Origin of the sequence: Gluconobacter cerinus (genome assembly GCF_002723935.1) — a bacterium.
Lineage (GTDB): Bacteria > Pseudomonadota > Alphaproteobacteria > Acetobacterales > Acetobacteraceae > Gluconobacter > Gluconobacter cerinus.
In genome coordinates this window covers 552,024-575,896 of sequence record NZ_BEWM01000003.1, presented here as the reverse complement: position 1 = coordinate 575,896, position 23,873 = coordinate 552,024, and the positions used below count along the sequence as shown (strand labels likewise).

Sequence of the window (23,873 nt, the reverse complement as noted above, 5' to 3'; positions counted from 1 at the left end):
TTAAAACTGAAATAAATACTTCACCTACTTCCAAAGGAAAAATTTAGTTTTTTCTTACTGAAGATTTCTCCAAAAAACATATCAAGTGCGGTAGTATTTAAAATTATATCACATTATAACAATATTGTGATAAACGCCCACTGCTTTCCAGTCCATCTTATATCGCGTCATACTTGTCATGTACTTATGATAATATATGAACCTCATGACACCAATAACCAACATAATCCTTAATTATTTCCATCCAGAAACTCTCATTACAGATAATAAAATTAATCAATTATCTAACTATTTTTAATAAAAAAGATTATAATATATGGTAAAAATAAATATTTATTATATAAATATATAATTTTTATACACATTAACATAAAAATATATAAAATAGGAAATAGATAAAAATAATCAAACCAAATAAAATCACACCGTAAGAAGACAACTCACCATAAGAACAAGAAGAACACTCCATTTCAGCGTGAATTTTAGCATTTCCCCTTCTTTTCCGACCAAGCCAACAGCAGCGCAGGCGACAGCGATCGACTGAGGGGAAATCATCTTCCCAACTGAACCTCCAACGGCATTCGCGGCAACGAGAAGTGGGCCGCTGACGTGGATCTGCTGGCCAGTCGCGGCTTGCAACCCTCCAAACAGCGCGTTTGAGGACGTGTCCGATCCTGTCAGGAAAACACCGAGCCAACCGAGGACTGGAGAAAGAAACGTAAATGCAGACCCTGTCGCCGCGAACAGGAGAGCCAGCGTCGCAGACAAGCCGGAATAGTTGGCTAAATAAGCAAAAGCGAGGACCATGCCGATGGAATAGATCGGAATCTTCAGTTCATTCAGTGTCTGCAGAAAGATCACTACCGCATCACGGGGACGCGCACGCAACACAAATGTCGAAAGGATGGCAGTTAGCATGATGCTCGTGCCAACTGAGGAGAGAAGATCAAACTTGAATACCGAGTGATAAGGCGCCGGCTCTAGCGAGACTGGCGGCATCTTAATGATTAGGTCATTAAGATATGGGAAGGGGAAGGTGATGACCGTGGAAGCGAGCGGGCCGCCAGACTTAAAGAGATTTTTGAATGGCGCGATGCTCCAAAGTGCAACAAGAACGGTTAGAATGACGAATGGCATCCATGCCCGGATAATGTCACTTCGGTTGTAATGCTGCTCTGCCCCGGTGATGGACGCCTCTTTGTTTCCCTGAGAAAACCGGAAACTGACTGCGGGCCTCCAAAACTTCAAAAAAAGCGGAATAGCCAGCAGCGTTGCCAGAGCCGCCGCAATATCAGGAAGTTCCGGCCCCACGAAAACAGCCACCAAAGTCTGCGTGACGGTGAAGGTCAGCGCCGCAACGAGGGTAATCGGCCAGACCTCTCGTAGGCCATGCAGGCCGTCCACGATCATCACCAGAAGGAACGGAATGACAAACGCCAGGACAGCAAGCATGGGCATCGCAAGCCGAGAGATCAAAAACGGGTCAGCTCCGATCACCTGACCGCCGACAATGACCGGAATGCCCATTGCCCCGAAAGCACCAGGCGCGGCATTGGCGAGGAGGCAAAGTCCGCCCGCATACAATGGAGGCACGCCGAGGCCGACGAGGAGAGCTGTGGTAATCGCGACCGGAGCACCGAAGCCAGCAGCCCCCTCGAGGAAAGCACCGAAACCGTACGAAACGAGCAGGATCTGGATACGCTGATCGTCCGAAACTGTGACAATCGAATAGCGAATGATGTCGAAGTATCCGGTTTTGACTGACAGTTTATAGAGAAAGACCGCAGCCAAGATGATCCATGCAATAGGCCACAAACCGTAGATAAAACCATATAATCCTGTCGCAATCAGGTACGGTATCGGCATCCCATAGAAAGCCACAGCGATGATGGCAGTAAGAATGACCGTGATGGTACAGGCGACATGCCCCTTCATGCGAAGCACCAGCAACGCAACGAAGAAAAATGCAATCGGGATGAGGGCGACCAGACTTGAAACAAGAATGTTTCCGGCGGGATCGTATATCTGCTTCCAGGGGGACATGGATCAATTCTCCTGACGTCGTGTCGTTAATGCTTATCCATGCCGGTTTCCGGCCCTGGATGCGGGGGTCTACAGATTTCCGATAACTTTGAGGCCGATGACTGTTGCGTTCGGGATGACTGATGTCTCTCCGGGTCGCATCTGATATTCAAAAGACGGCTGAAGAAGCACACCAGGCACAACCGGGATGCCGTAATAGGCTTCCAGTGTTGCCGTATGCGTCTGGGGGTTATTCACTCCCGCTGGGAACGGCAGACCTGCATCCTGCAGGAGATGCTGCCCAAGCGTCAGTCGCTTACTGATCTGATAATAGGAGTACATCACGCCGAAGCGATCGAGAGGACGGAACGGGATGATGCCGAGAAGCGACGTTCCAATATAAAACTGATCAGAAAAGACAGAGACTTGCGGTGTATTGTGAATATAGCCCGCCATCAGGTAGCCTCCTGCCATCTGATGCAAACCATGGCTGCGGTAAATCATCTGGTCAGCCTCAATGTAAAATGTATCGCGCGGCTGAGGTCTCCGCACCGCGTATCGCAAGGCCATGGAAGAGGGGACGGAGCCGATCATGTCGGCAAAGCCACTGGTATCGTGGCCGAAGCCAAGCTTGTAATGGCCGGGTAGCTTCCGGGGTCCGATGAACGGTTCCCATGTCAATTCGATCGGCAACATCACACCCGTCTGTTTTTCGCTACCCCAGGCCCAGCCTGATGGATTGGATGTCAGGACAGAGGAAGCATAGACACCTGTTCTCAACGTAAGATCACGTGTCGGGCGCAGGCGGATCGTGCCGCCCCACGTTGCTTTCGGATAGACGCTCCATCCTTGAACCCCTTTGATACCCACTGGAGCCGAGCACTGAATCATGAAGGTGCACAACAACAGCGACGTGCCGTAGGTATGTGTGAGCGTAATGCGGCCGAGATTGATGTTGATGCTGTTGCGACGAAACGCTTTTTCCACATAAAAATCAGCCAGATGCGCTGCCATGTGGCCGGAAAGACTGTACACTTCCGATAGCAGAATGCGTCGTTCTCCAACGTGATCAAAGCTGATCTGACGGCCGGCTCGTTCCATCAAAACCCCATGCAAGATCCAGCCATCCAACCCAAGCAACTTGCCCAGATCGAAGTTGTTCACCCAGGTCAGTTCATGAGCGTAAGACATGCCTCTGCTCAGGCCGCCGCTCACGTTCGCCAAGGCCTCTCCTTTGTAAGCAAACTGGAACGTGTAACCGCGCTTGGAGAGCCATGCCCGTGCAGGGGACAACTGCGTGACCAGATTACCGAAAGCCTGAGCGGGCACGAAATAGCCCGCTGAAAGATCACGTTCTCTTAAAGCATCATCTCTATGATTGAGGAGCGCAGACAAACTCTCAGTATTGAAAAGACTTTCAAGTTGGTTAGGGTCCGCAAGGTGCTCACTGCGCTTAAGATCCACATGCGTTCTTAAAGCTTTGTTCCCATTCGATTGGGAAGACGCGCTCTTGTCCGCCTGACTGCTCTTTCCTGCACGCGCCTGTTTGACAACGCCTGAGGCATCAGGAGCACTTCTCGCAGAATTAGCTGTAATCAAGACCGTCAACAGCATTACCGCTGAATACCAGATGGTTCGGAAACATTTTCTGCTTCCAGCGTCGCATAACGACGGCCTCCAGCATTCGGAAAAAACATGCAACATCGCTATTACGTTCCATAAACGAAACATATAGTGTTTCTTGAAGACGCAATGAACAGATAAGCGCGCAGTCAATATGCCACGCGACATACCTAAAGACAGTATTACCGAGTCATTATAAAGTCAGCATTCTCGCGCGAGTTTCTCTACACTGTCCGATGTAATCTCCGAGATTGAGCGCGCTCCGGTCAGGATCATCGCGACGCGCAGTTCTTTTTCTATGATATCCAGGACATTCGCGACACCACGCTCTCCCGCGGCGGCAAGTGCGTAAACGAACGCTCTACCCAGCAGAACTGAATCAGCGCCGCATGCAATCATACGCGCGATGTCTAGACCGCTGCGAATTCCTGAATCAGCAAGGATCTTCAGATCGCCTTTGACGGCATCTGCGATCGGGGGCAGGGCGCGAATTGTCGAAAGAACGCCGTCAAGTTGGCGGCCACCATGGTTGGATACCACAATCCCATCTGCGCCGAATTTTACTGCGTCCTTTGCATCTTCAGGTTCTAGAATCCCCTTGATGATCATCGGTCCGTCCCAGAAATCGCGGATCCACTGCAAGTCTTTCCAACTTATCGAAGCATCGAAGTTACCAGCGAGCCAACCGATATAGTCTTCGAGGGCCGTTGGCGTGCCACGATAGGTCGAAATATTGCCCAGATCATGCGGACGTCCGCGCAGACCGACATCCCACGCCCATTGTGGATGCGTCACGGCTTGCGCATAGCGACGCCACTTGGCGAACGGCCCGGACATACCCGAATGAGCGTCGCGGTAACGTGCTCCTGGAGTAGGCATGTCCACAGTGAAGACAAGAGTGGTCACCCCCGCTGCCTTTGCACGTTCCAGAGCGTCACGCATGAAGCCGCGATCCTTGAGAACGTAAAGCTGAAACCAGATGGGCTCTCGAACTGCTGCCTGTACTTCCGCAATCGGACACACCGATACGGTGGACAGCGTAAACGGAATACCCTTGCGACTTGCTGCCCGAGCTGCCTGAACCTCGCCTCGGCGAGCATACATGCCAGTCAAGCCCACCGGGGCTAGCGCAGCTGGAAAAGCCAGCTTACGTCCAAACAATTCGATAGACGTATCCAGATCGGAGACATTGCGTAAAATACGCTGCCTTAAAGCAAGATCGGCGAGGTCTGTAGTATTTCGTCTGAGTGTATGCTCGGCATACGATCCGCCATCAATGTAATGGAACAGGAAAGGTGGAAGTTTCCGAGCGGCGGCTTTTCGATAATCTGTCGCTGCTGAAATAATCATTGCAACTCCCCCGTTGCGGCTTTTGCCGTTCCGCAGCCGCTTCTTCCAAAATTCCATAAATCCGGTTTTTTTACGGACTGCCTAACGCATTGTCTGGAAGAAAAGAGTCTTAACATCCATTCGTATAAAAACGCGCTATCCATATATTTTCGATATGCAAAATTACATCCGCATAAATAAAATGATATATTTTAATGACTTACACGGATTATCCGGCACGGTGTTAAATCAGCGTCAAGGAGATGTGATTAACATCATTAAAATTGAGATTTTTTGGAGCCCCCAATGCGGCGCATATCAATGGTTCTGGAGCAAGAGCCGCGAGCATAATGTCAGAAAAACGAGAGCACACTGTTATCCATGTAGCTGACAATAGCCGCGGAACCGGCACACCCAATCAGGCTAGATCAGCGTTTTTAAGCCGACGGAAAGTGCCTCTCATAAGATATACGGGGGTTTAAGTTGCTCCACTACATCGCGAACTGTAGAAACGACCCGGAGTTTTCTTACCGAAGACGTTACATGCCAGAGCTATCTAATCGTAGGACAAGCAACAGGCCTGTGCGAAATTCTCAGACAGGTGGCCAATAGTCATGCTCTTGGCCACCTGCGCCGCAATACCTAAAAAATCAAACGATTTTTAGGTATCAATCCGAAAGATTACGCCAGAGATCGATATTTCCTTCGCGTGCATATTGATCGATAAGTTTGAGTTCTTCCGCTTGGAATGCTGAATTTTTCAGAGCGTCCAATGAATCATCAAGTTGCTGAACATTACGGGCACCGATAAGCGCAGACGTGACACGCGGGTCGCGCAAGATCCACGCTATGGCCATCTGTGCCAAGGATTGACCGCGCTTTTGGGCAATATCATTCAGAGCGCGAACATGGGCGATGTTTTCATCTGAGAGCATCGCACGCGCAAAAGAATCACCTGCCGTCGCACGTGAGTTCTCCGGCGTACCATTCAGATACTTGTTAGTCAGGAGACCTTGGGCGAGGGGAGAGAAGGCTATGCAGCCCACTCCAAGGCTCTCAAGCGTATCGAGCAGTTCAACTTCAACCCAGCGGTTTAACATCGAATATGACGGCTGATGGATGAGTAACGGCACGCCTTCAGATTTCAGAATAGCTGCTGCCTGCTTTGTTCGCTCCGGCCCATAGGACGAAATACCGACGTAAAGCGCTTTACCCTGACGATGCATCTGCACCAGAGCGCCCATCGTTTCTTCAAGAGGCACATCAGGCGTTGGACGATGTGAGTAAAAAATATCGACGTACTCAAGCCCCATTCTTTGAAGACTTTGGTCAAGCGACGCCAACAGATATTTACGTGATCCGCCATTTCCATACGGGCCGGGCCACATATCCCAACCAGCTTTTGACGAGATGATCATTTCGTCACGGTGGGCCGCAAAATCCTTTTTTAGGATCGTGCCAAAATTTTCTTCGGCAGAACCATAAGGAGGGCCATAGTTGTTAGCCAGATCGAAGTGAGTAACCCCTCGATCAAAGGCACGCCTGATAACGGCTCTCCCCGTCTCAAAAACGTCGACACCTCCAAAATTATGCCACAGGCCGAGAGAAATTGGCGGCAGATCAAGGCCCGAACGGCCACAACGACGAAATTCTGCCGCTTCATAACGGGATGGGTTTGGTGTCCAACTCATGAGAAGTTCCTAACTTTGCTGATTGCGTACGGAATTATGGCGGCGATGGACAGTCAAATCGGGACAATGGCCCATGGTTCAGATGCGGCAAGACATGCCTGGCGAATAGATCACATTCGCTCTGATGAGGATATCCAGATAGAATAAACGCTTCCATCCTGAGGTCCTGGTAGGCGCGTAACTTGGCCAGTATTTGGTCAGGTGGACACGATCAGGCCTTTCTGGGCATCAGTCTTCGGCCCCGGAAACACCGTGCCAATCGCTTGCGGCGGCATGTGGAGATGGTCGCACAGCACACCTGTGGCTACAGCGCGCAGGTCTGTCGTCGGTGCAAGGTCCCGGTTTTCAAAGAGCTGGTTGGGGCGCAGGCCGGGCCATGTGCCGCCAACCTTTCCTCCCGCAACGGCACCTCCGGCAAGGAATGTGACAGTGCCGGTACCGTGGTCCGTTCCGCCTGTTCCGTTCATGCGGACGGTTCTGCCAAACTCTGTCAGGGCAAGGACTACTGTGCGTTTCCAGCTGTATCCAAGGCTTTGACGCAGCGCTCCAATTCCGCGATCAAGCTGGGTAAGGGGGTTTCCCAGTCGTCCAAGCTGAGCGGCATGCGTGTCCCATCCTCCAATTTCCAATGCGGCGATCCGGGGGCCATGGGGGGTGGCCAGCATTTGCCCTGCGGCGGCTGAAAGCTGCGTGAAGGCATCGGGTTTGTAGGGTTTCCCGGTCTCAAAGGCGTTTTTCATTCCCGTCATGGTGGCGTCCGAAAAACCCCGGGCTTTCAGGCCATTCCTGAAAGCGGGGCCCGTGATGGGGTCGGACGCGTTCAGGGCCACGATCTGGTTGTAAAGATCCTCGTCCGGATGTTGGCTTCCTGCTGGTGCGTAGCTTCCGACCTTGGCAGACCCGCGCAGGAGAAGTGGAACCGTTAGCCCCATGGCTAGTCCATACCCATCCGGTCTGTTGGCCTTTCCCTGAAGGGCGGAAACGGCCCGGTTCAGCCAGCCGCTGCTCAGGCGGTTATCGGCACCGCTTTCCAGATAGTCCTGCGCTTCAAAGTGGGAGCGGCTGCGGTAGTGGCCTGCTACGGCATGGATAGGCAGCATCTGGCCTTCGCCATAGAGGCTATGAAGCGTCTGAAGAGACGGATGCAGACCATAGAAGCCACCCAGATCAAGGAGGCCGCCCTCCTGTCCAGGTTCAGGAAGAACAAGGTCCCGGCGATGTGTTCTGAGATCGGCATCTCCGTATGGGGTGACAGCCGACAGGCCATCGAGTGCGCCACGAAGGATAATGACCACAAAGCGTGGATCATCCGGACCGCCAGGTGAACCGGCAAACGCGAGAGAGGAACGCCCGAGTGTCCAGCTTGCAGCCAGACCCAGCAGGGCAGTGCGACGATGGATCATCATGGGTCAACGCCTCTGGAATTCGGGTGAAGAGAAAAGCAGAGCCAGTGAATCCTGACGGGAGCCGGCATGATGCATGGCGAGTTGTGTCTGTGGTCGGAGCGCCGGGCCGATGGCGATATGGGCGATCTCCATCGGGTCTCCCGACCGGACATGAGCCGCCATTCGCCAGGCCCAGTCCGTGCGGGCCAGCATGTCCGCAGGCGCGCTCCAGTCTGCCGCATTATCACTCCAGCCGTTGGGTAAGGGGGCCGTCCATAACGGTTGCCCCAATGAAGCAAAGGCTGAGTAAAGCTGATGGGCGGGGGAATGTGAATCGTCCGGATGGCTGGGTTCGCCTCCCAAAGATAGGGCTCGCATGACGGCTGTGGCATAGTCCATGGGGGAGCGGAACTTGCTGCCAGAACGGTTTGTATCGTGAAGGTCTGCCAAGGCGAGAGAGGCTTCCCGCAGATCTCCGTCACTGTCCCGAAGAACAGATGTAATGTGGTTGATATCCTGTGGCGAAGGCGTGTCGGACATGAAGTGTCCGACCATCTGGGTTGCGATATGGCGGTACGTTGCAGGATGTGTGCCGAGAAAGTGCAGGGCCTGCACGCCGCCGTCTTCGCCTTCGGGGAAGGTATGACCCATGACGGTTTTTTCGCCCGGTTCATGGGCCTTTTCCCGAAACACAAAGCCGGGCTGTTCGGCCTTCATGTCGATGCTCCAGCCAGTCAGTATGGCTGCGAAGGACGTGACGTCTGTTTGGGTGTAGCCAGAGGCCGACGAGACCGTGTGCAGTTCCAGACATTCACGGGCAAGATTTTCATTGAGTCCGTGATGGCTTTTACGCCCTGCCGGGCTGGTGGGGCCGATGGACGATGCACTGTCCAGATACATCAGCATGGCCGGGTGACGCATCACGGCGAGGAGCATGTCCGAGAAGCGCCCGGTTACATGTGGGCGAATGGCCTCACGCATATAGGCGCCAATGACTGCCCTTGTGCCGCCCTGACGCAGGCTAACCGTGAAATGATTAAACCAGAACCATGCAAGCCGTTCTCGGAAAGGCTGGTCCGTTACAAGCAGATTGTCGAGCTGGGTTGTGACTTCCGTTTGAAAGATCGGTTTGACCAGAGGGTCGCCCTGTAGCTTGGCCTTGCGCTGTTCCCGCAGGGCGATCAGTCCGTCCGAGCATGGACCGACAGTCCTGAACATGGCCGTGTCAGGTGCATCGAGCTGACGGGAAAGCCATTCCCGGAGAGGTATGTCGGAAGAGCCGCTCTCTCGTTGGCCCCAGCCGAATCTGTTTATGGCACTGACAAGTCGCATGGCATCCTCGCGATGTCCGGTGGACGGGAGTGGCTGGACTTTATCTAAGAATGTTCGCCATATGTGGCGAAATCTGGATGACGACTGATGTCTTTTTTTCGAGCTAGAGGGATCGAAGCACCGTTTGTTGATAAAGTTGTGTCCTGATTTCTGGTTTCTGGAGCTGATTTTCGCTCTGCGTTTATCGCAGATCTGGAGTTTTCATTCGCAAAATTGCTACGCGCTCGCGTCGATCCGCTCCAGGAAGAGGAAGCGGCGCATATTATAGACGATATTGGCCAGTCCGATCCTCATTGTGGTCCGGGTGGTGCCGATTGTTCGGATGAACAGCCCCGTCTGAGACTGCTGGTCGGCAAAAACATGCTCGACACGCGAGCGTATCACTGACTTTCCAGCATTTGATTTCTGGATGAACCGAAACTTCCGGTCGATGAAGACGTGGGATTTGTATCCAAAGAACGGGATAGCGAGATCTGTGGAGGGTATCGTTCCGTCATCCTGCCATTTTGCTTTCGTGACTTTCAGCGTCCAGCGCGCATGACGATCCTTGTGCGACAGCTTTGCCGGCTTGTCCTGCCAGTCTTCCGGAATACGTCCTGCCCAGAGAACCACTTTCTCAGTGTTGGTATTGCGCGGCTTTAGAGCAGCCACCAGTGTTGCATTCAGGATCTGGCCGGACATCGGAAGGTAACCGGCATTGCGCAGGGTCGCGTCAAATCGGTCAAACAGTCTTTCAAAGGCCCCCGTTTGGGTCAGACGCTTACGAAACAGCTAGACCGTTTTGGCATCCGGTACCCGGTCCGACAGCCCCGATCCCAGAAAGCGCATGGACGACAGACGGTCGTTGATCAGATACTCCGTCCGTTCGTCGGACAAATTGTTCAGCGTCTGGATGACCAGAATTTTGAACATTAGCACCAGATCAAACCGAGGACGTCCGCACTTGCTTCCGTCAGAATACGCCAGAGCCTTCTCAGGATCAGGGCAGAACACTTCAAAATCCACAGTCCGGGAAAACGCTTCAAGCTGATCACCAAGCCTGCTCAAGCGGGCCAAGCGCTCTTCAACATCAAAAAAAAACCGGACTGCCTCATGACCCATACCCCAATCAACGCAAGGGAAATGGAATCACAAAGGCAGCCTCAAAACCAGAGGGTTTTGCGAAACCTCCAGGTTTATTTTTATAGAAAACGGTATCATCCCCGGTGCTATTATGTGCAACCAAAGAAAATGGTTTGATCTGCTCCATATGCTTACTCGTCGCTTCAGACTTCTTCTTATTCCGGCCCGAAAAATACAAAGCTTAACTTTGTTGGATTTTCAGGTGTTTCCGGAAGAACAGGAGGATGGTCGGGCTTAGGCTCAGGAGAACCTTTTCGGGCGAATATCTTTTATTAGGATTTTCCTCTTCCCGGCGCTTATTGTGATAGACCTTCTGTCAGGACTGCATTTAGACAAAGGAAATGGCGCTCTAAATACCTCTTCCCCTTTTATGCCGATTTCAATACTCAGACTTTGTATGCTTCATTTTTATTTTTCCACCTCATGGATGAGATTAATATAAAATCCCACAGACCATAAAAAATATTTAATTAGATAAACCGAAATCGTTTTCTCTCCTGAGAACGATTTTTATGCTGTGTGTAAGGCTGTCATCTTTCATGTAAATCGGCTGAGTGAATGCTGTGAATTCTTCATCGATCAGCATAAAGAGATCTCCTTCACAGACACCATCAGGATTTTTTATCTGGATATGATATTCTGATGTTTTCCAGCGCACCCGAACTTCATATGACGACCACCTTGCAGGAATGCGGGGATTGAGCGACAGTCGATTTCCTTCGATCTGAACGCCCAGTAACGTCTCAACCCCGACGCGTTGCATCCAACCCGCCGATCCCGTGTACCAGGACCATCCTCCGCGGCCGACATGAGGACTGGAAGAATAAACATCTGCGACGACGACGTATGGCTCAACCTTGTAGCGGTCTGCCGCGTCCTGATCGCGGGAGTGGTGAATAGGATTGAGCGTTGAAAACATCTCATGCGCCACATCGCCGTCTCCAAGAAGGGCAGTTGCCATAACTGTCCATAGAGCTGCGTGCGTATATTGGCCGCCATTTTCTCGGATACCCGGCGGATAGCCCCGAATATAACCCGGGTCAGGCTCTGAGGTATCAAAGGGTGGGGTCAAAACCATGATGATTTCCCGGTTCAGATCGACAAGCTGGTCCTGAACAGCGTTCATGGCCTGTTTTGCTCGCTCGGGAGATCCTGCTCCTGAAATTACAGCCCAGGACTGAGCTATGGCATCAATGCGTCCCTCAGGGTTTGCATGGCTGCCTAAAGGGCTGCCGTCATCGAAATAGGCACGCCGGTACCAAGATCCGTCCCATGCTGCTTCCAACGCGTGTTCAAGCTCCTTCATGATCCGCGTCCACTTCGCCACATGTTCTGTGTCCTGTCGGGCCTGAGCGAGCGGCAGGAAGGCTGCCAAAGTGGCGTGCACGAACCATCCCAGCCAGACACTTTCTCCGCGTCCTGCTTCGCCCACTCGGTTCATCCCATCATTCCAGTCCCCGGTTCCCATCAGCGGGAGACGGTGAACTCCTCTCTGCAGACTGTGATCGAGAGCAAGGACGCAGTGAGCATAGAGCGACGCCGTTCTGTCCGTCACGTCAGGCTGGAGGAAACGCTCATGCTCCCCCTCAGCCAAAACTGCCGCCTCCAGGAATGGAATTTCTTCATCCAGAACGGTCGCGTCACCGCTGACTCGAACATAGTGTGCGACTGTGTAGGCAAGCCACGCACAATCATCAGAAATCCTTGTGCGAACTCCATTTCCTTTCTGAGGGAGCCACCAGTGTTGAACGTCTCCCTCTGGAAACTGTCGGGATGCCGCCCGCAGAAGGTGCTCCCGCACCAGTTGAGGAGCGGCCAGAACGAGCGACATCCCGTCTTGCAACTGATCTCGAAATCCATAAGCACCGCTGGCCTGATAAAAGCCTGCCCGTGCCCAGATGCGACTGGAAAGGGACTGATACAGCAGCCAGCCGTTCAGCATGATATCCATGGCGCGATCAGGCGTATGAACCTGTACGGCTCCTGTAATCGCCTCCCACCTGCGATGCACTTCATCCAGAACAGCATCCAGATTGGCATTTCTGTATCGCCGAACAATCTGACGAGCATGGTCTGAATTTTGCCCCTGACCTAGCAGAAAGACAATTTCGGTGCTTTCTCCGGGTTCAAGCGTAATGACAGTCTGCAAGGCGGCACACGGATCAATTCCGGCCCCGACAATACCTTCAAGCGGGCCGCCCCGGACAATGGCTTGAGGGGCAGAAAGAGTGCCATTTCGACCCAGGAATGTGCATCTGTCATCCGTGCTTGATGTCTGCTGAGCCGACATATCCGCAAAGGCGACCCGGTCACCAAACGTCTCGCCCCACTTGTTCCTGACAAACAGCGCGCCAGTGTCATTATCCTGCTCTGTAAATACAAAAGGGGCAGTCGTACTGCGGGACTGTCCCAGCACCCACTCGGTATAGGTCGTGACCCTCAAAGTCCGGGGCCGGGAAGATGTGTTGGTCAGTTTCAATCTGGAAATTTTTACCGGATCTTCAAGCGGCACATATTGTAGCAAGGTAGAAGCGATATCGTTGGTGTGCCGATCAAACTGACTGTATCCGCGTCCATGTCGGCAAACATAAACAGCACTGTCATCTGGGCAAACGGCTGCCAAAGGAGACCAGAACTGCCGTTTTTCCTCGTCGCACAAATAGAAAGCTTCCCCAGTTGGATTCATGACCGGGTCGTTAGACCAAGGCGTCAACTGGTTCTCCTTGCTGTTCTCCGACCAGGTATAACCGCTGCCTTCTGCGGAGACCTGAAACCCGAAATGAGGACTGGAGATAACGTTGACCCAAGGGGCAGGGGGACGCGCTTTCCCACGGATGATGACAGCATACTCCCTCCCGTCAGACGTGAAGCCTCCATATCCATTTGGCAGTTCAAGCTGAGGGAGAATGGGAGTTTCCGCTGCTCCACGGTATGGGCGGCAGGGACGTATGGCTGCCTGCAAGATTTTTGCGCCCTGCATGACTTCAATACGGGTTAATTGATGTTGCAGGTTTCCTCCCTTACCCGTCAGCACCACATAAGCCACGGAGAACAGAAGGTCTCTGACTGTTTCTGACATAAGCGCGCCGCGAAGAATACGGACTGTACCCGTCTGCCCGGAGGATCGAACAAGGGCTTCCAGTGCGTGCTGTAGATCCTGCGCATAAGACGTCGGATGGTCGTTCAGAATAACAAAATCAAAAGCAAGACCTTTGAAATTCAGGTACTCATGTGCTGTGAGAAGGGTCCGGGCGAGGTCGAAATCTTCACTTTCTGTGATGACCAACAACAGGAGTGGTAAATCGCCGGAAACGCCCTGTCCCCAGAGATCTGCCTGTTTGCCAGCGCCTCGTTTTATACGGGCCGCAGACGAGCGAAGAATGGAATTTGGAAACAGAAGATAGCCGGCAAGCTTCTGAAAGAGGTCTGCCTGTACAGGCTGGATATCGAGATGGCGTAAATGAACCTGAGCATGGGTCCATGCGAGGGTCAGGGCACGATCGAGATCCGCTCCACCGTGATGACGCTCGATGCTTTGGATGAGCGTTTCGCGTGTTGACGCAACAATCGTCCAAAATGATACATGCCGAGTGGAGCGCGCGGGAATTGTGAGCTTGCACCGCGCAGCGAAAACGGGATCCAATACCGTCCCCACTGATCCAGAGAGAGGGCCCGCTTCAATAACGGCAATCGGCTCCCGCAAATCCCTGCCACGACCGATAAATCGGGCACGATCCGTCTCAATGGAAAGGTTATCGCCGCCAATGATCAGGTGCGCTGCCCAGATCTCTGCATCAGACGGATTTCTTTTCCGCCGTGTGGCAACAATTGCCCTGTAAGAAGAGAGATACTCCGTCTGGACAAACATTTTTGCGAAAGCAGGATGACTGAGATCCATACCAGGCGGGCATAACGCCAGCTCGACATAAGACGTTACGTTGATCTCAACCGTTGAAGAATTGGAGTTCTGAACTGAAATACGACGAAGTTCTGCATCATCTTCGGCTGAAACCAAGACTTCCATTGTCGTCGTCAGCTTGTTGTCCTGACGCGTATATGTTGCGCGGTCTTCCCTGAACTCTACATCGTAGCTCTCAGCTTTAGCTCCAGATGGTTGGAATCCTGCGCTCCAGAAGTGACTGTCTCCGGACGCCTGAAGGTAGATGTATGCCCCCCAGTTATCGAGCGTGGGATCCTGCCTCCATCTCGTAACAGCCTGATCACCCCACTTGCTATATCCTGACGCAGCGGCCGTCAGCATTACGCTGTATCGTCCATTCGAAAGCAGATGGGTAACAGGGGCGCTCGTGTCCGCGGTCTGTAAATGGCGGCCACCGGCCTGCATCTGTACGGTCAGCGCAGGAGGGGCGAACTCTTCTTCCTTCAGCGGGGTGGTAATAGCTCCACCTGTTGGTGCACGCTCCTGCAAGAGCAGTTCTGCCGCTCCGATAATGGGTTCTGCATGGAAGCGGGTTCGCATGAGGCCTTTAAGGACCGTATCCGCTATTGCAAGAATGGACATGCCTTGGTGATGGGCCATGTAAGAGTGAATGATTGCAACGGTCTGGTTCGATTGCAGTCGCGCCTTTGTATAATCCAGCGCCTCGTAAAATCCGTAGGTTCCCTGAGCGCCTGCAGCCTGCAAGGCCCGGAAGTTTTCTGTTGCCAGACGCGCGTCAACCATCGAAGCCAAAGCTGTGGCGTAAGGTGCAATAACAAGATTTTGGGCCAGTCCTCTCTTCATCCCCAGTCCGGGGACACCAAAGTCGGAATACTGATAATTATATTCCAGATCGCGCGCATTATAGGCAGATTCCGAAATACCCCATGGCACACCGCAGAACTGGCCATATTCAATCTGACGGTGGACAATCTGCCGGCTGGTCTCTTCTAAAAGACTATCGAACGGTGCGGCCATGATCAGGGACGGCATGAGGTACTCGAACATCGACCCAGACCAGGAAACCAGAGCTTCGCCATGGGCCACCGCAGCGAGAGGCCTCCCCAGACGAAACCACTCCCAGGCAGGAATGTCGCCTTTTGCAATAGCAAAGAAGACAGCGAGCCGCGCTTCGGATGCCAAAAGGTCATAGCAGTTATCGTCGAGAGTGCCTTCATTCACGGCAAACCCGATCGAGAGCAGTTTTCGATCTGCATTTCTCAAAAAGCCGAACTCCATGTCCAAAGCCATGGTTCTTGAGATTTGTGCAATTTTACGGAGTTCATCATGGAGGGAAGGGTTATCCTCGAGATCTTTCCGTTCACTCCGCAGGCAGTTCTGTGCCGCGTGCAGCCAGAATAGGAGGTCCTCGGCACCTGTAGTGGGAATGCCTTTGCCTGCACTTCCGGCCATGGCACGTCTTTGTTGAAGATGCGCCAGTTCCTCTGCCTGACTGACGAGCATCTGTACTCTATATGTAAGTGTGATCTGGCTGGCGTGGCCGTCCTTCATGTCTTGGAGAAGGGCTTCCATAAGTTGTGCGAGTTCGGATGACCGAAAGATACCGTTTCCCGATGTCGCTTCTTCAAGCGCCAGATTCAGGGCGTCTCTTATACCTTCACGCCAAATGTCAGATTTTCTTCCTTTCTGAACCCACTCTTCGCAGGCACCCGCCAACGTCATCAAATGGCCAGCGAGATTGCCACTATCCACTGTCGAAACATAAATAGGAGAAAGCGCAGACAGATCAGAGGTGCTGTACCAATTGTAAAAATGCCCTCTGAAACGCGGCAGCTGCAGCATTGTCTCAAGGGTGGCACTCAAACGGGATGTTGCGTCTGCTACGCCAATCCACCCAAAATCACATGCCGCGACAATAGACAGGAGGTAAAGTCCCATGTTGGTTGGAGAGGTTCGATGGGCAACGAGAGGGGCAGGGGATTCCTGAAAATTGTCCGGCGGAAGCATATGATCCGCAGCAGTGACGAATGTCTCAAAATACCGCCATGTCCGCCGGGCCTGCATACGCATAAAAACCGTCTCAGCCTCAGTAGCTTCAAGCCTGCGAGCAGACGCTCGGTACTGACTGGCCATCCACGCGATTGCGGGTGACAGGCACCAAGCCACAGCGAATGGTAGGATGATGAGCCACACCCAGAGACCGGCCACGACCATAACGCCCGCCGCGAGAAGACCAGTTAAAACGGCTCCACTCATCTGACGGAAATATCCCTGCATCCGCTCACGTGGAGCTTCCGCAGCCTGAGCGGCCGTAACCCACTGGAGAAGGTGCTTGCGAGTAACGAAAACACGCCCCAATGTTCGGCTAATCGCGTCCCCCATCAGGCAGGCCTGATCGGCCAGGAACACAAAACAGAGAGCTGTGGTGAGAACCGTCCGTTTGAGGTCAATTGTCAGAAGGGAAAAATAGCTGCGAAATGTTTCTCCTCTTCTGCGCCTGATAATATCAACCAGAAGAGGCAACGCTGCAGGCACGGCAATTGTTAAAACAATGCAAAGGCTCCAGACCGCGGCATTATGGAACTCAAGAAACCAGCCGGCAAAGAGGGCGCTGACTGCCATTGGCGCAGAAAGGCTGCGACGCAGATTATCCAGCATCTTCCAGCGCGCAATGCCCGTAAGGGGGCGGGTTTTTATACGTATGGTTGGAAAATGGCCCATCCATGAAAAGATCCACGGAAGAAGCTGCCAATCTCCACGGACCCAACGATTAAGACGGGCAACAGACACCAAATAGTCCGTTGGGTATTCCTCGATAACTTCAATATCGGTTACGAGGCCGGCACGGGCAAAAACACCTTCAAAAAGATCGTGACTCAGAAGCGTTCCATCAGGAACCCGGCCAGCTAAGGCTGCTTCAAAAGTATCGATTTCATAAATGCCTTTGCCTGCAAAAGACCCCTCTGCAAACATATCCTGATACAGGTCAGATACTGCAGCTGTGTAAGGTTCTATCCCGTTGGGACTTGAGAACACTCTTTGAAATAGGGTGCTTTGCCGAGCTTCGGGCAATGAAGGCGTCACACGTGGCTGGAGAACCGCATATCCCTCCGTGACGCGGCCTTTTTCTGGATCAAAACGGGCATTATTGAGCGGATGGGCAATCTTACCGACAAGGCGCCTGACAACCTCATGCGGAAGACGTGTATCGGAATCTACGGTAACAACATACCGAACATCTTGAGGAATCGTCTGATCGGGCAGATCAAGAAAGCTGGTATCTGTTGCGCCGCGCAGAAGACGGTTTAATTCATGCAACTTACCGCGTTTTCGCTCCCATCCGATCCATTTTCCTTCACTAATGCTCCAAAGACGCCTGCGATGGAGGAGAAGAAATCTTGTACCAGCAGAGCCCGCTCCATAAGTCCGATTTAGCTTCCCCATTTCTTGGATAGCCACATCCAGAAGATCATGATCGCTTTTCCGGTTCTCGGTTGGAGAGTCTGTCCAATCTGTAAGTAAGGCGAAGTAGATCTCACCATCTCGACTGGAAAGGTAATGTTTCTCTAAACGATTTACCATTTCTACAATGGAAGATCTTTTTGTCAGAAGGGTAGGGACAACAACCATAGTCCGCAGCGATGCGGTGACTCCCCCTCTGAGTTCAAGCGCAGGGAGTTCGGATACTTTGATGACCCACATCAGAAAGCGATTTACACCGGCGACTACCGCATCAGTGGCAGGAATAAATCCCAGAACAATCAGCGCAAACGCGGCGCGACCTGACAACTGACCATTCATGGCAGAAAGAAAAGCGGTCAGGGCGAGTAAAGTCAGCACTGTTACAGCCAAACTGTAACCGGTTATGCCTAGGCGGCGACAACCCTCTCCGATTTTTACACGTAAGGGAGCATGGAACTTTAACTCTGCTTCAAGCCACTCCCGACCTTCTGCTAAAAGGTAGTAACCAGGATCTGATCTGCGAAGATCAGAATTTGGGAGATCTTTTTGCATTGCAGCAAGAGAAGTGACCTTCTGTGCGATCTCACACTCTGTATAACTTGACCCTTTCGCAAGGGCCTCAACAGCTTTGCTATATAAATTCCGGGTAGGAGGATCCATATCCGAAAAGCCCATATGACGATAAAATATTTGGCTTACGGGGCTTGTTTTCTCAACAATACCGTTCCAATCTAGAGTTGCTATCAAACGCATACTTGTAATAATATTTCTTACAGTGGCATTTAATGCACCTTGTTCCTGCAATTCTTCATGAACAATTTTTTCAATATTTGTACCTTTTTCCTGTAATATTGCCTCCATCCATAAAGATGCAGGATCTTTCTGTGGATCATGCCCTCTCAAGCGGTGCGAAAATTGCACAATAAAAGCGGATGATAATGTTTCAGTATTTACTTTGGTAACCGCTTCAAGAATTTTTGTGTTATTATAATAAGCATCTGAAAACAAAGTGTTGGCAAGATTATCAGCCTGTTTTTGCGCTTGTAGATTCTGGCAAACTTTATCTGCTACTCGCCGAAGGTTCTCAATCAAAACTATTCTGATCTGGGTGGGAATAGCCCAAAGTTCTCTAATGAGAAGAGCTCTATCTTCCTGATATGCACTTAAAAAATCGCATATTGTGTTTGGATTAATCCGGCTGTCTGTATGAGCTACAAGAGCCCAGGCTATTTCAAAAACCCTTGGCAGACCAGAGAAAGGCCCGCTGGATAGCTCAGGAAGCTCTTTATAATAATGCGGAGGAAGGTCGAATTTAATAGTTTGAATCTGAGTATTCATCAGATAATAATTATCAATCAACCATCCTCCAGCGGGTGTAATTTGCTCACCCCTTTCAGCGGCTTTTGATAATGAAATATTTGATTCCAGAAGAAATTCAGCGTTCTCACTCAGTCGGTCTGGCAATGTATTATTGCGTTTTGGAAAATGAATGTTTCCATGACTTTCAGACAAACTGCGGGCATGCTGTAAAAGTCGATCTTCGCTAAAGAGATCAGAGCAGATAACCCTTTCATCATGAAAGCGGAACGACGTGGCCGCATTTTTTTTAGTAAAAATGGCCATTTTCATTGATCCTTTAGGCGGAAATTATCCACTTATCATCAGGTAAATTTTCTGAGAGGTTTCTAAAAAATTAGTCTTTTTCATCTTTGTTTTTATAAATATATTATACGCAATTTAATGCGTGCGCTTAGTATATTTATAAAAACAGAACCAATCCAAAACATAACGCCCGATTTGAAAGTTAGTTACCATCGTCATAAAAATATTTCTTTAATTCGACGCATAGCATTTATTCGCCTTCGAACGACGGTTGTCGTTTCCGACTTTACTCTTTCAAGAGTGGAAATAACGTTGTGTGACATGGAAATTTTTAGTGTTGAAGGGAGGTCTCAGAAGTAAAAATTTCTGAATACATTTCCCCGCCGAAGAGACATTATAGTACAAGATAATAGACAATGAGTTAAAAAAATTCTCCGACATAAACTATAATAATATATTTATTATAAATTACGGATCCAATGGATCCTGAGGATCTGTTTTATTACACCCTCTGTTAGAAATAAAAATCGTCGCAAACGGTGAAAGCCTGTGACCGATCTCTCCTGGCTCACACTTCAGCTCAGTCATATTTCGGCTAAAGAAAACTGTGCTTGAAATATAATCACTTTGACTCGGATCCGTCACGATCAGTGCGGGTTTATTCTCTGGTGCTCCAAGAATTTTCAGGTACCGCGAAGCGTTGCGTAGGTTCGTTGTTGTGTGACGCGCATAAGGCTCAGTGACAATGCTTCTTTCGGGAATATGAAAACGCTCAATCAGAAAGTGTCTCATTTCATCCGCTTCCACGAAATTCGTATGGGCGGGATGCGCTGCCCCACCAGAGACAATTATGAAAGGAGCCAGCTGTCGATTAAAGCTCTCAACCGCCAGTGTGAGACGGAATTTTCCTAACGCCGAGAGTTGCGTATGTGGATCTTCGGGGCCTTCGCCGGGGACAATAATGGCTGTGTATGGGTAGCTTTTCCAGTTCAAACGGCGTGCAAAAACCAAAGATGGCGCATTCCAGGTGTTCCACAAACCAGAGAAGCGAACGGCGTCCATTCTATCATTCGCGTCTAAAAGAAAGACGGCATTCAATAGGGCTTCTTTAAAAAATGGGTAAGCGATACCTTGGTGCTGAGATTGGTCACTTAAAATTTTGGTTTGTATTCCCATAATAAGATTAAAAAAATCTTTTGCTGTTACGTCCACAGAGGCGGCGTCTATTTTTGGATACCGAGGGGCACGCCCTTCACCATACACCGACAGAATGTAATTGATGGCGTCTGCGTCCCGGTTCCACTGCATTTCATCATATTGCAACTGGGAATGCTTGGGGATTCTTTGCAAAATCGCCCCAAAAACTTCTCGTTCATGTTGGGTAATTTCCCATGATTGGACCATGCAAACGGGATGTGGCGTACAGTTTAAGTTATCTCTCAATCTTTGATGGCGCTCATGAAATAACGCGACAATATCTGGAGAAGAAAATACTTCTTTTTCCCATGCCGCATTCGTCATGATACCCGTAAGGCGAGGGAATATTGCGTCCTGCAGCGCCTGAATTTTACTGTCGTGATCAAGAGCTGGCTGCACAGGTGGAGTGACTGTCAGGTAGATACCTGCAAGGGCACAAAAAAGCAGGGTAATCAAAATGCTGAATAAAGCCAAAGCAGGTTTGCCTGCTTGAAGAAGATATCGTTTCAAAGCGGGCATCTCCGACAGCAGAACACGTTAATTTACCATGATTCAGAAACCCTACGAGGCAACTGAACTTATTGAAACCCACTCTGTGAGACAGAAGGTGGATTTCAACAAAGCATCATAAGACCATCATAAAAGCATCACACACAGAGATTTACGCCTCCCGTAAAAGATTGCCCGTTCATTACGAACGATGTCGTGGGCGCCCACGACGCTCGCTCTCTGAGACATTGATCTCTCCAGGATAACGATGACCACTAAACGTTCAAAGGCCTCCCATAGCCTCTTCCGACGGCGGCTTCTTTCCTCCTGCATCATGGTGACCTGTGGTCTCACCGTTATTGATGGGGACGCGTTTGCCGGGGCCCCAACAAAAATTCTTTCGCATCATAAAGTGGTACCCCATCCAAAAGCGGAGACACCATCCAGTCGGCGTGTCCCCACACATCAGATTGAATCGCGGTCCAAGGCCGAAGAATTCAATGTACGTGCTCAGCAGCATAATGTGGGAGGGGGCCTTCTGGTCAGGCAAAGCGCGCCTGTTTCGGTCAGTGAGGTGTCACGCGCCTATATTTCCAAACAGGTTCCCACTATCTCTCCCACGCAGCTAATTGCCAGTCTGCCAGGCGTTCAGGCTGGGAACGAAGGCCCTATCAATACTGAGACTGAAACCATGCATATCCGGGGCCTTGACCAGTCTCAGATCGGGTTTCTGTTCGAAGGTGTACCCGTTTCAGATGCCTTCAGCTATGCGCCGTGGGCGACATCCATGGTCGACAACGAGAACCTTGCTTCAGTCAAGGTCACGCAAGGATCGGTTGACCTTACTGCTCCGCTCTACAATGCGGACGGAGCAATAGTTTCGATGCAGGAAATTCGTCCCACCGATAAATTCGGGGGATATATTGACCTGTCAGGCGGAACGCACAGCTTGCAAAAGCAGTTTCTCCGCTTGAACACAGGTGAAATCGGGCACAGTGACGTCCGCGCATTTGCGTCCTTCTCTCACTCAGCTGCTAACGTATGGAGGGGGCCGGGCAAGATCGAGCGCTATCATGTGGATGCCAACGTTGAGAAGCGGTGGGCCCCGGGAAGCAGCACAGACATCGTTTTTGGTTACACACGTTCACATCAGAATATTTACAGAAACCCGAGCCTGTCTCAGTGGAAGCAGTATGGAACAAGCTTCAATTATACTGGAACTTACACTGCGGGAGATACGAATTATTATAAAATAAACGAACGCTTTACCAACGTCGTATTCGGCGCAATGCATAATGATTTCAAACTCTCTGACGAACTGACGCTCCACATCGAGCCCTATACGACGTTCCAGAGAGGCCCCAATAACTACGGATCAACCATCCCCATTGCAGGCGGTTATCTTGGTACCCAGCAGTATGGGACCTTGGACGGATATGAGGGTCAATCCGGTAAAGTCACCGTCGAGAGCGTGCATCCCTGGAAGCAAAACACCAGCGGCTTCACAACCAATCTTGACTGGAAGACAAAGCATAACACACTTTCACTGTTTTATTGGTATTCATACGGGAACCATACCGAATACCAGCATCAATATGCGTTGTCTCCGTCTGGAGACTGGAGCTATAGCCAAAAATATCTGACGGTTAACGGTGTGGCCATTACGGGTTATCAGGAAAATACCGTTCAACAGGTCAATGCAATCGGGCTGGACGACAAACTTAGCCTGCTTGGAGACAAGCTCCTTATAGACGCCGGGTTCAAGGCCTCCATGGCGTCCGTCAGTGCCACACAGAACCTTCCTGGTGCTGATCCCTACAAGGCTGGGAAGAACTATTTTGAACCTACCCCTCAGTTGCTGGCCAGTTACCACATCACCAAGAACGATCAAGTCTACATGAATGCGACGACATCCTACAGATTGCCGGCCGGTTGGAGCCCTTACGTTCCACAGTTTTCAATGACGTCAGCAACCCCTTCGAGCACACCGTCAAAAAATCTTGGTGCAGAGTACTTCATTGGACAGGAGGTAGGTTACAGACATAATGGGCCCATCAATGTTTCTGCGTCATGGTTCCACTACAACTTGACCAATCACCAGATCGGTAGCTCATCTTACCTGCCAGGAACCAGCGTCCTTATCAGCACGCAGATTGCCGCTGGCGGTGAAGAGGCATGGGGATTCCAAGGGGAAATCGGAACACGCCCATGGCATCACATCAGTGCTTATGCCTCTGGCCAGTTTCTCCATACCCGCATTGGCAACAATGTTGATGCCGGCACAGATTACCTGCCCACAAAGGGAAAGCAGGATCCTGGTGCCCCGAAATGGAGCGGCGCTATTGGCCTGACATATGACGACGGCGTCTATTTTGGTAACTTCAACCTGCGTTATCAGGGCGCACAGTATTCAACACTGATGAACGATCAGAAAATTCCTGGGTATATGACTGCGGACCTGAATCTTGGTCGCACTCTCCCGTCCTTCAACACGCGCGTTCATCCGAAAATCATGCTCAACCTCGTCAATATGGGAGGCGTGAATTACCTGTCATCTATCAGTGGCTTTGGACTGACCGCTGTAAAACAGAAAGGTATTTTTGGAAATACTGTCAGTGCTTCAACACCAACTTACGTGGTCGGCTCAGCATTCACTGCAGTTGTGACGCTCGCGGCAGACTTCTAACTACCCGATGATTTAGTTGCAAACTTGTGAGC

At 51.0% G+C, this 23,873-nt stretch carries 9 protein-coding genes and 1 pseudogene; 1 reads left to right on the top strand and 9 read right to left on the bottom strand.

Annotated features, from left to right (window positions below):
• Positions 1-420 precede the first annotated feature (420 nt).
• The 9 genes and pseudogenes from GCE01_RS09965 to GCE01_RS09920 all read right to left on the bottom strand — a co-directional run bounded on the left by GCE01_RS09965 (position 421) and on the right by GCE01_RS09920 (position 21,176).
• Positions 421-2,043: a lactate permease LctP family transporter gene (locus tag GCE01_RS09965; protein WP_099212686.1), complete on the bottom strand. Its 1,623-nt coding sequence runs from the start codon at positions 2,041-2,043 to the stop codon at positions 421-423.
• 69 nt (positions 2,044-2,112) lie between these two features.
• Positions 2,113-3,636 (bottom strand): carbohydrate porin, encoded by a 1,524-nt coding sequence (locus GCE01_RS09960; protein WP_373321854.1) that lies wholly within the window; start codon positions 3,634-3,636, stop codon positions 2,113-2,115.
• Between the two features lie 210 nt (positions 3,637-3,846).
• Positions 3,847-4,995: an FMN-dependent L-lactate dehydrogenase LldD gene (gene lldD / locus GCE01_RS09955; protein WP_099212721.1), complete on the bottom strand. Its 1,149-nt coding sequence runs from the start codon at positions 4,993-4,995 to the stop codon at positions 3,847-3,849.
• Positions 4,996-5,642: 647 nt separating this feature from the next.
• Positions 5,643-6,665 carry an L-glyceraldehyde 3-phosphate reductase gene (gene mgrA / locus GCE01_RS09950; protein ID WP_099212685.1) on the bottom strand — a complete coding sequence of 341 codons (1,023 nt, stop codon included), beginning with the start codon at positions 6,663-6,665 and terminating at the stop codon, positions 5,643-5,645.
• Between the two features lie 197 nt (positions 6,666-6,862).
• Positions 6,863-8,071: a DUF1501 domain-containing protein gene (locus tag GCE01_RS09940; RefSeq protein WP_099212684.1), complete on the bottom strand. Its 1,209-nt coding sequence runs from the start codon at positions 8,069-8,071 to the stop codon at positions 6,863-6,865.
• Positions 8,072-8,074: 3 nt separating this feature from the next.
• Positions 8,075-9,382 carry a DUF1800 domain-containing protein gene (locus tag GCE01_RS09935; protein ID WP_099212683.1) on the bottom strand — a complete coding sequence of 436 codons (1,308 nt, stop codon included), beginning with the start codon at positions 9,380-9,382 and terminating at the stop codon, positions 8,075-8,077.
• 216 nt (positions 9,383-9,598) lie between these two features.
• Positions 9,599-10,476 (bottom strand): annotated as a pseudogene (locus GCE01_RS09930) (transposase).
• 494 nt (positions 10,477-10,970) lie between these two features.
• Positions 10,971-18,419, bottom strand: coding sequence for a GH36-type glycosyl hydrolase domain-containing protein (locus GCE01_RS09925; RefSeq protein WP_244591163.1), 7,449 nt, complete (start codon positions 18,417-18,419; stop codon positions 10,971-10,973).
• 1,518 nt (positions 18,420-19,937) lie between these two features.
• On the bottom strand, positions 19,938-21,176 hold the full coding sequence (locus GCE01_RS09920) for a YdcF family protein (protein WP_167386148.1): 1,239 nt from the start codon (positions 21,174-21,176) through the stop codon (positions 19,938-19,940).
• A 247-nt stretch (positions 21,177-21,423) separates the two neighbouring features.
• On the opposite strand from GCE01_RS09920, the gene GCE01_RS09915 reads away from it, so the two are divergent.
• Positions 21,424-23,841, top strand: a complete 2,418-nt coding sequence (locus GCE01_RS09915; protein ID WP_244591161.1) for a TonB-dependent receptor — start codon at positions 21,424-21,426, stop codon at positions 23,839-23,841.
• Positions 23,842-23,873 lie beyond the last annotated feature (32 nt).

Coding starts and splice junctions, on each gene's coding strand:
- GCE01_RS09965 (WP_099212686.1), bottom strand. CDS start 2,043: ATGTCCCCCTGGAAGCAGATATACGATCCCGCCGGAAACATTCTTGTT.
- GCE01_RS09960 (WP_373321854.1), bottom strand. CDS start 3,636: ATGCTGTTGACGGTCTTGATTACAGCTAATTCTGCGAGAAGTGCTCCT.
- lldD (WP_099212721.1), bottom strand. CDS start 4,995: ATGATTATTTCAGCAGCGACAGATTATCGAAAAGCCGCCGCTCGGAAA.
- mgrA (WP_099212685.1), bottom strand. CDS start 6,665: ATGAGTTGGACACCAAACCCATCCCGTTATGAAGCGGCAGAATTTCGT.
- GCE01_RS09940 (WP_099212684.1), bottom strand. CDS start 8,071: ATGATGATCCATCGTCGCACTGCCCTGCTGGGTCTGGCTGCAAGCTGG.
- GCE01_RS09935 (WP_099212683.1), bottom strand. CDS start 9,382: ATGCGACTTGTCAGTGCCATAAACAGATTCGGCTGGGGCCAACGAGAG.
- GCE01_RS09925 (WP_244591163.1), bottom strand. CDS start 18,419: ATGCAAAAAGATCTCCCAAATTCTGATCTTCGCAGATCAGATCCTGGT.
- GCE01_RS09915 (WP_244591161.1), top strand. CDS start 21,424: ATGACCACTAAACGTTCAAAGGCCTCCCATAGCCTCTTCCGACGGCGG.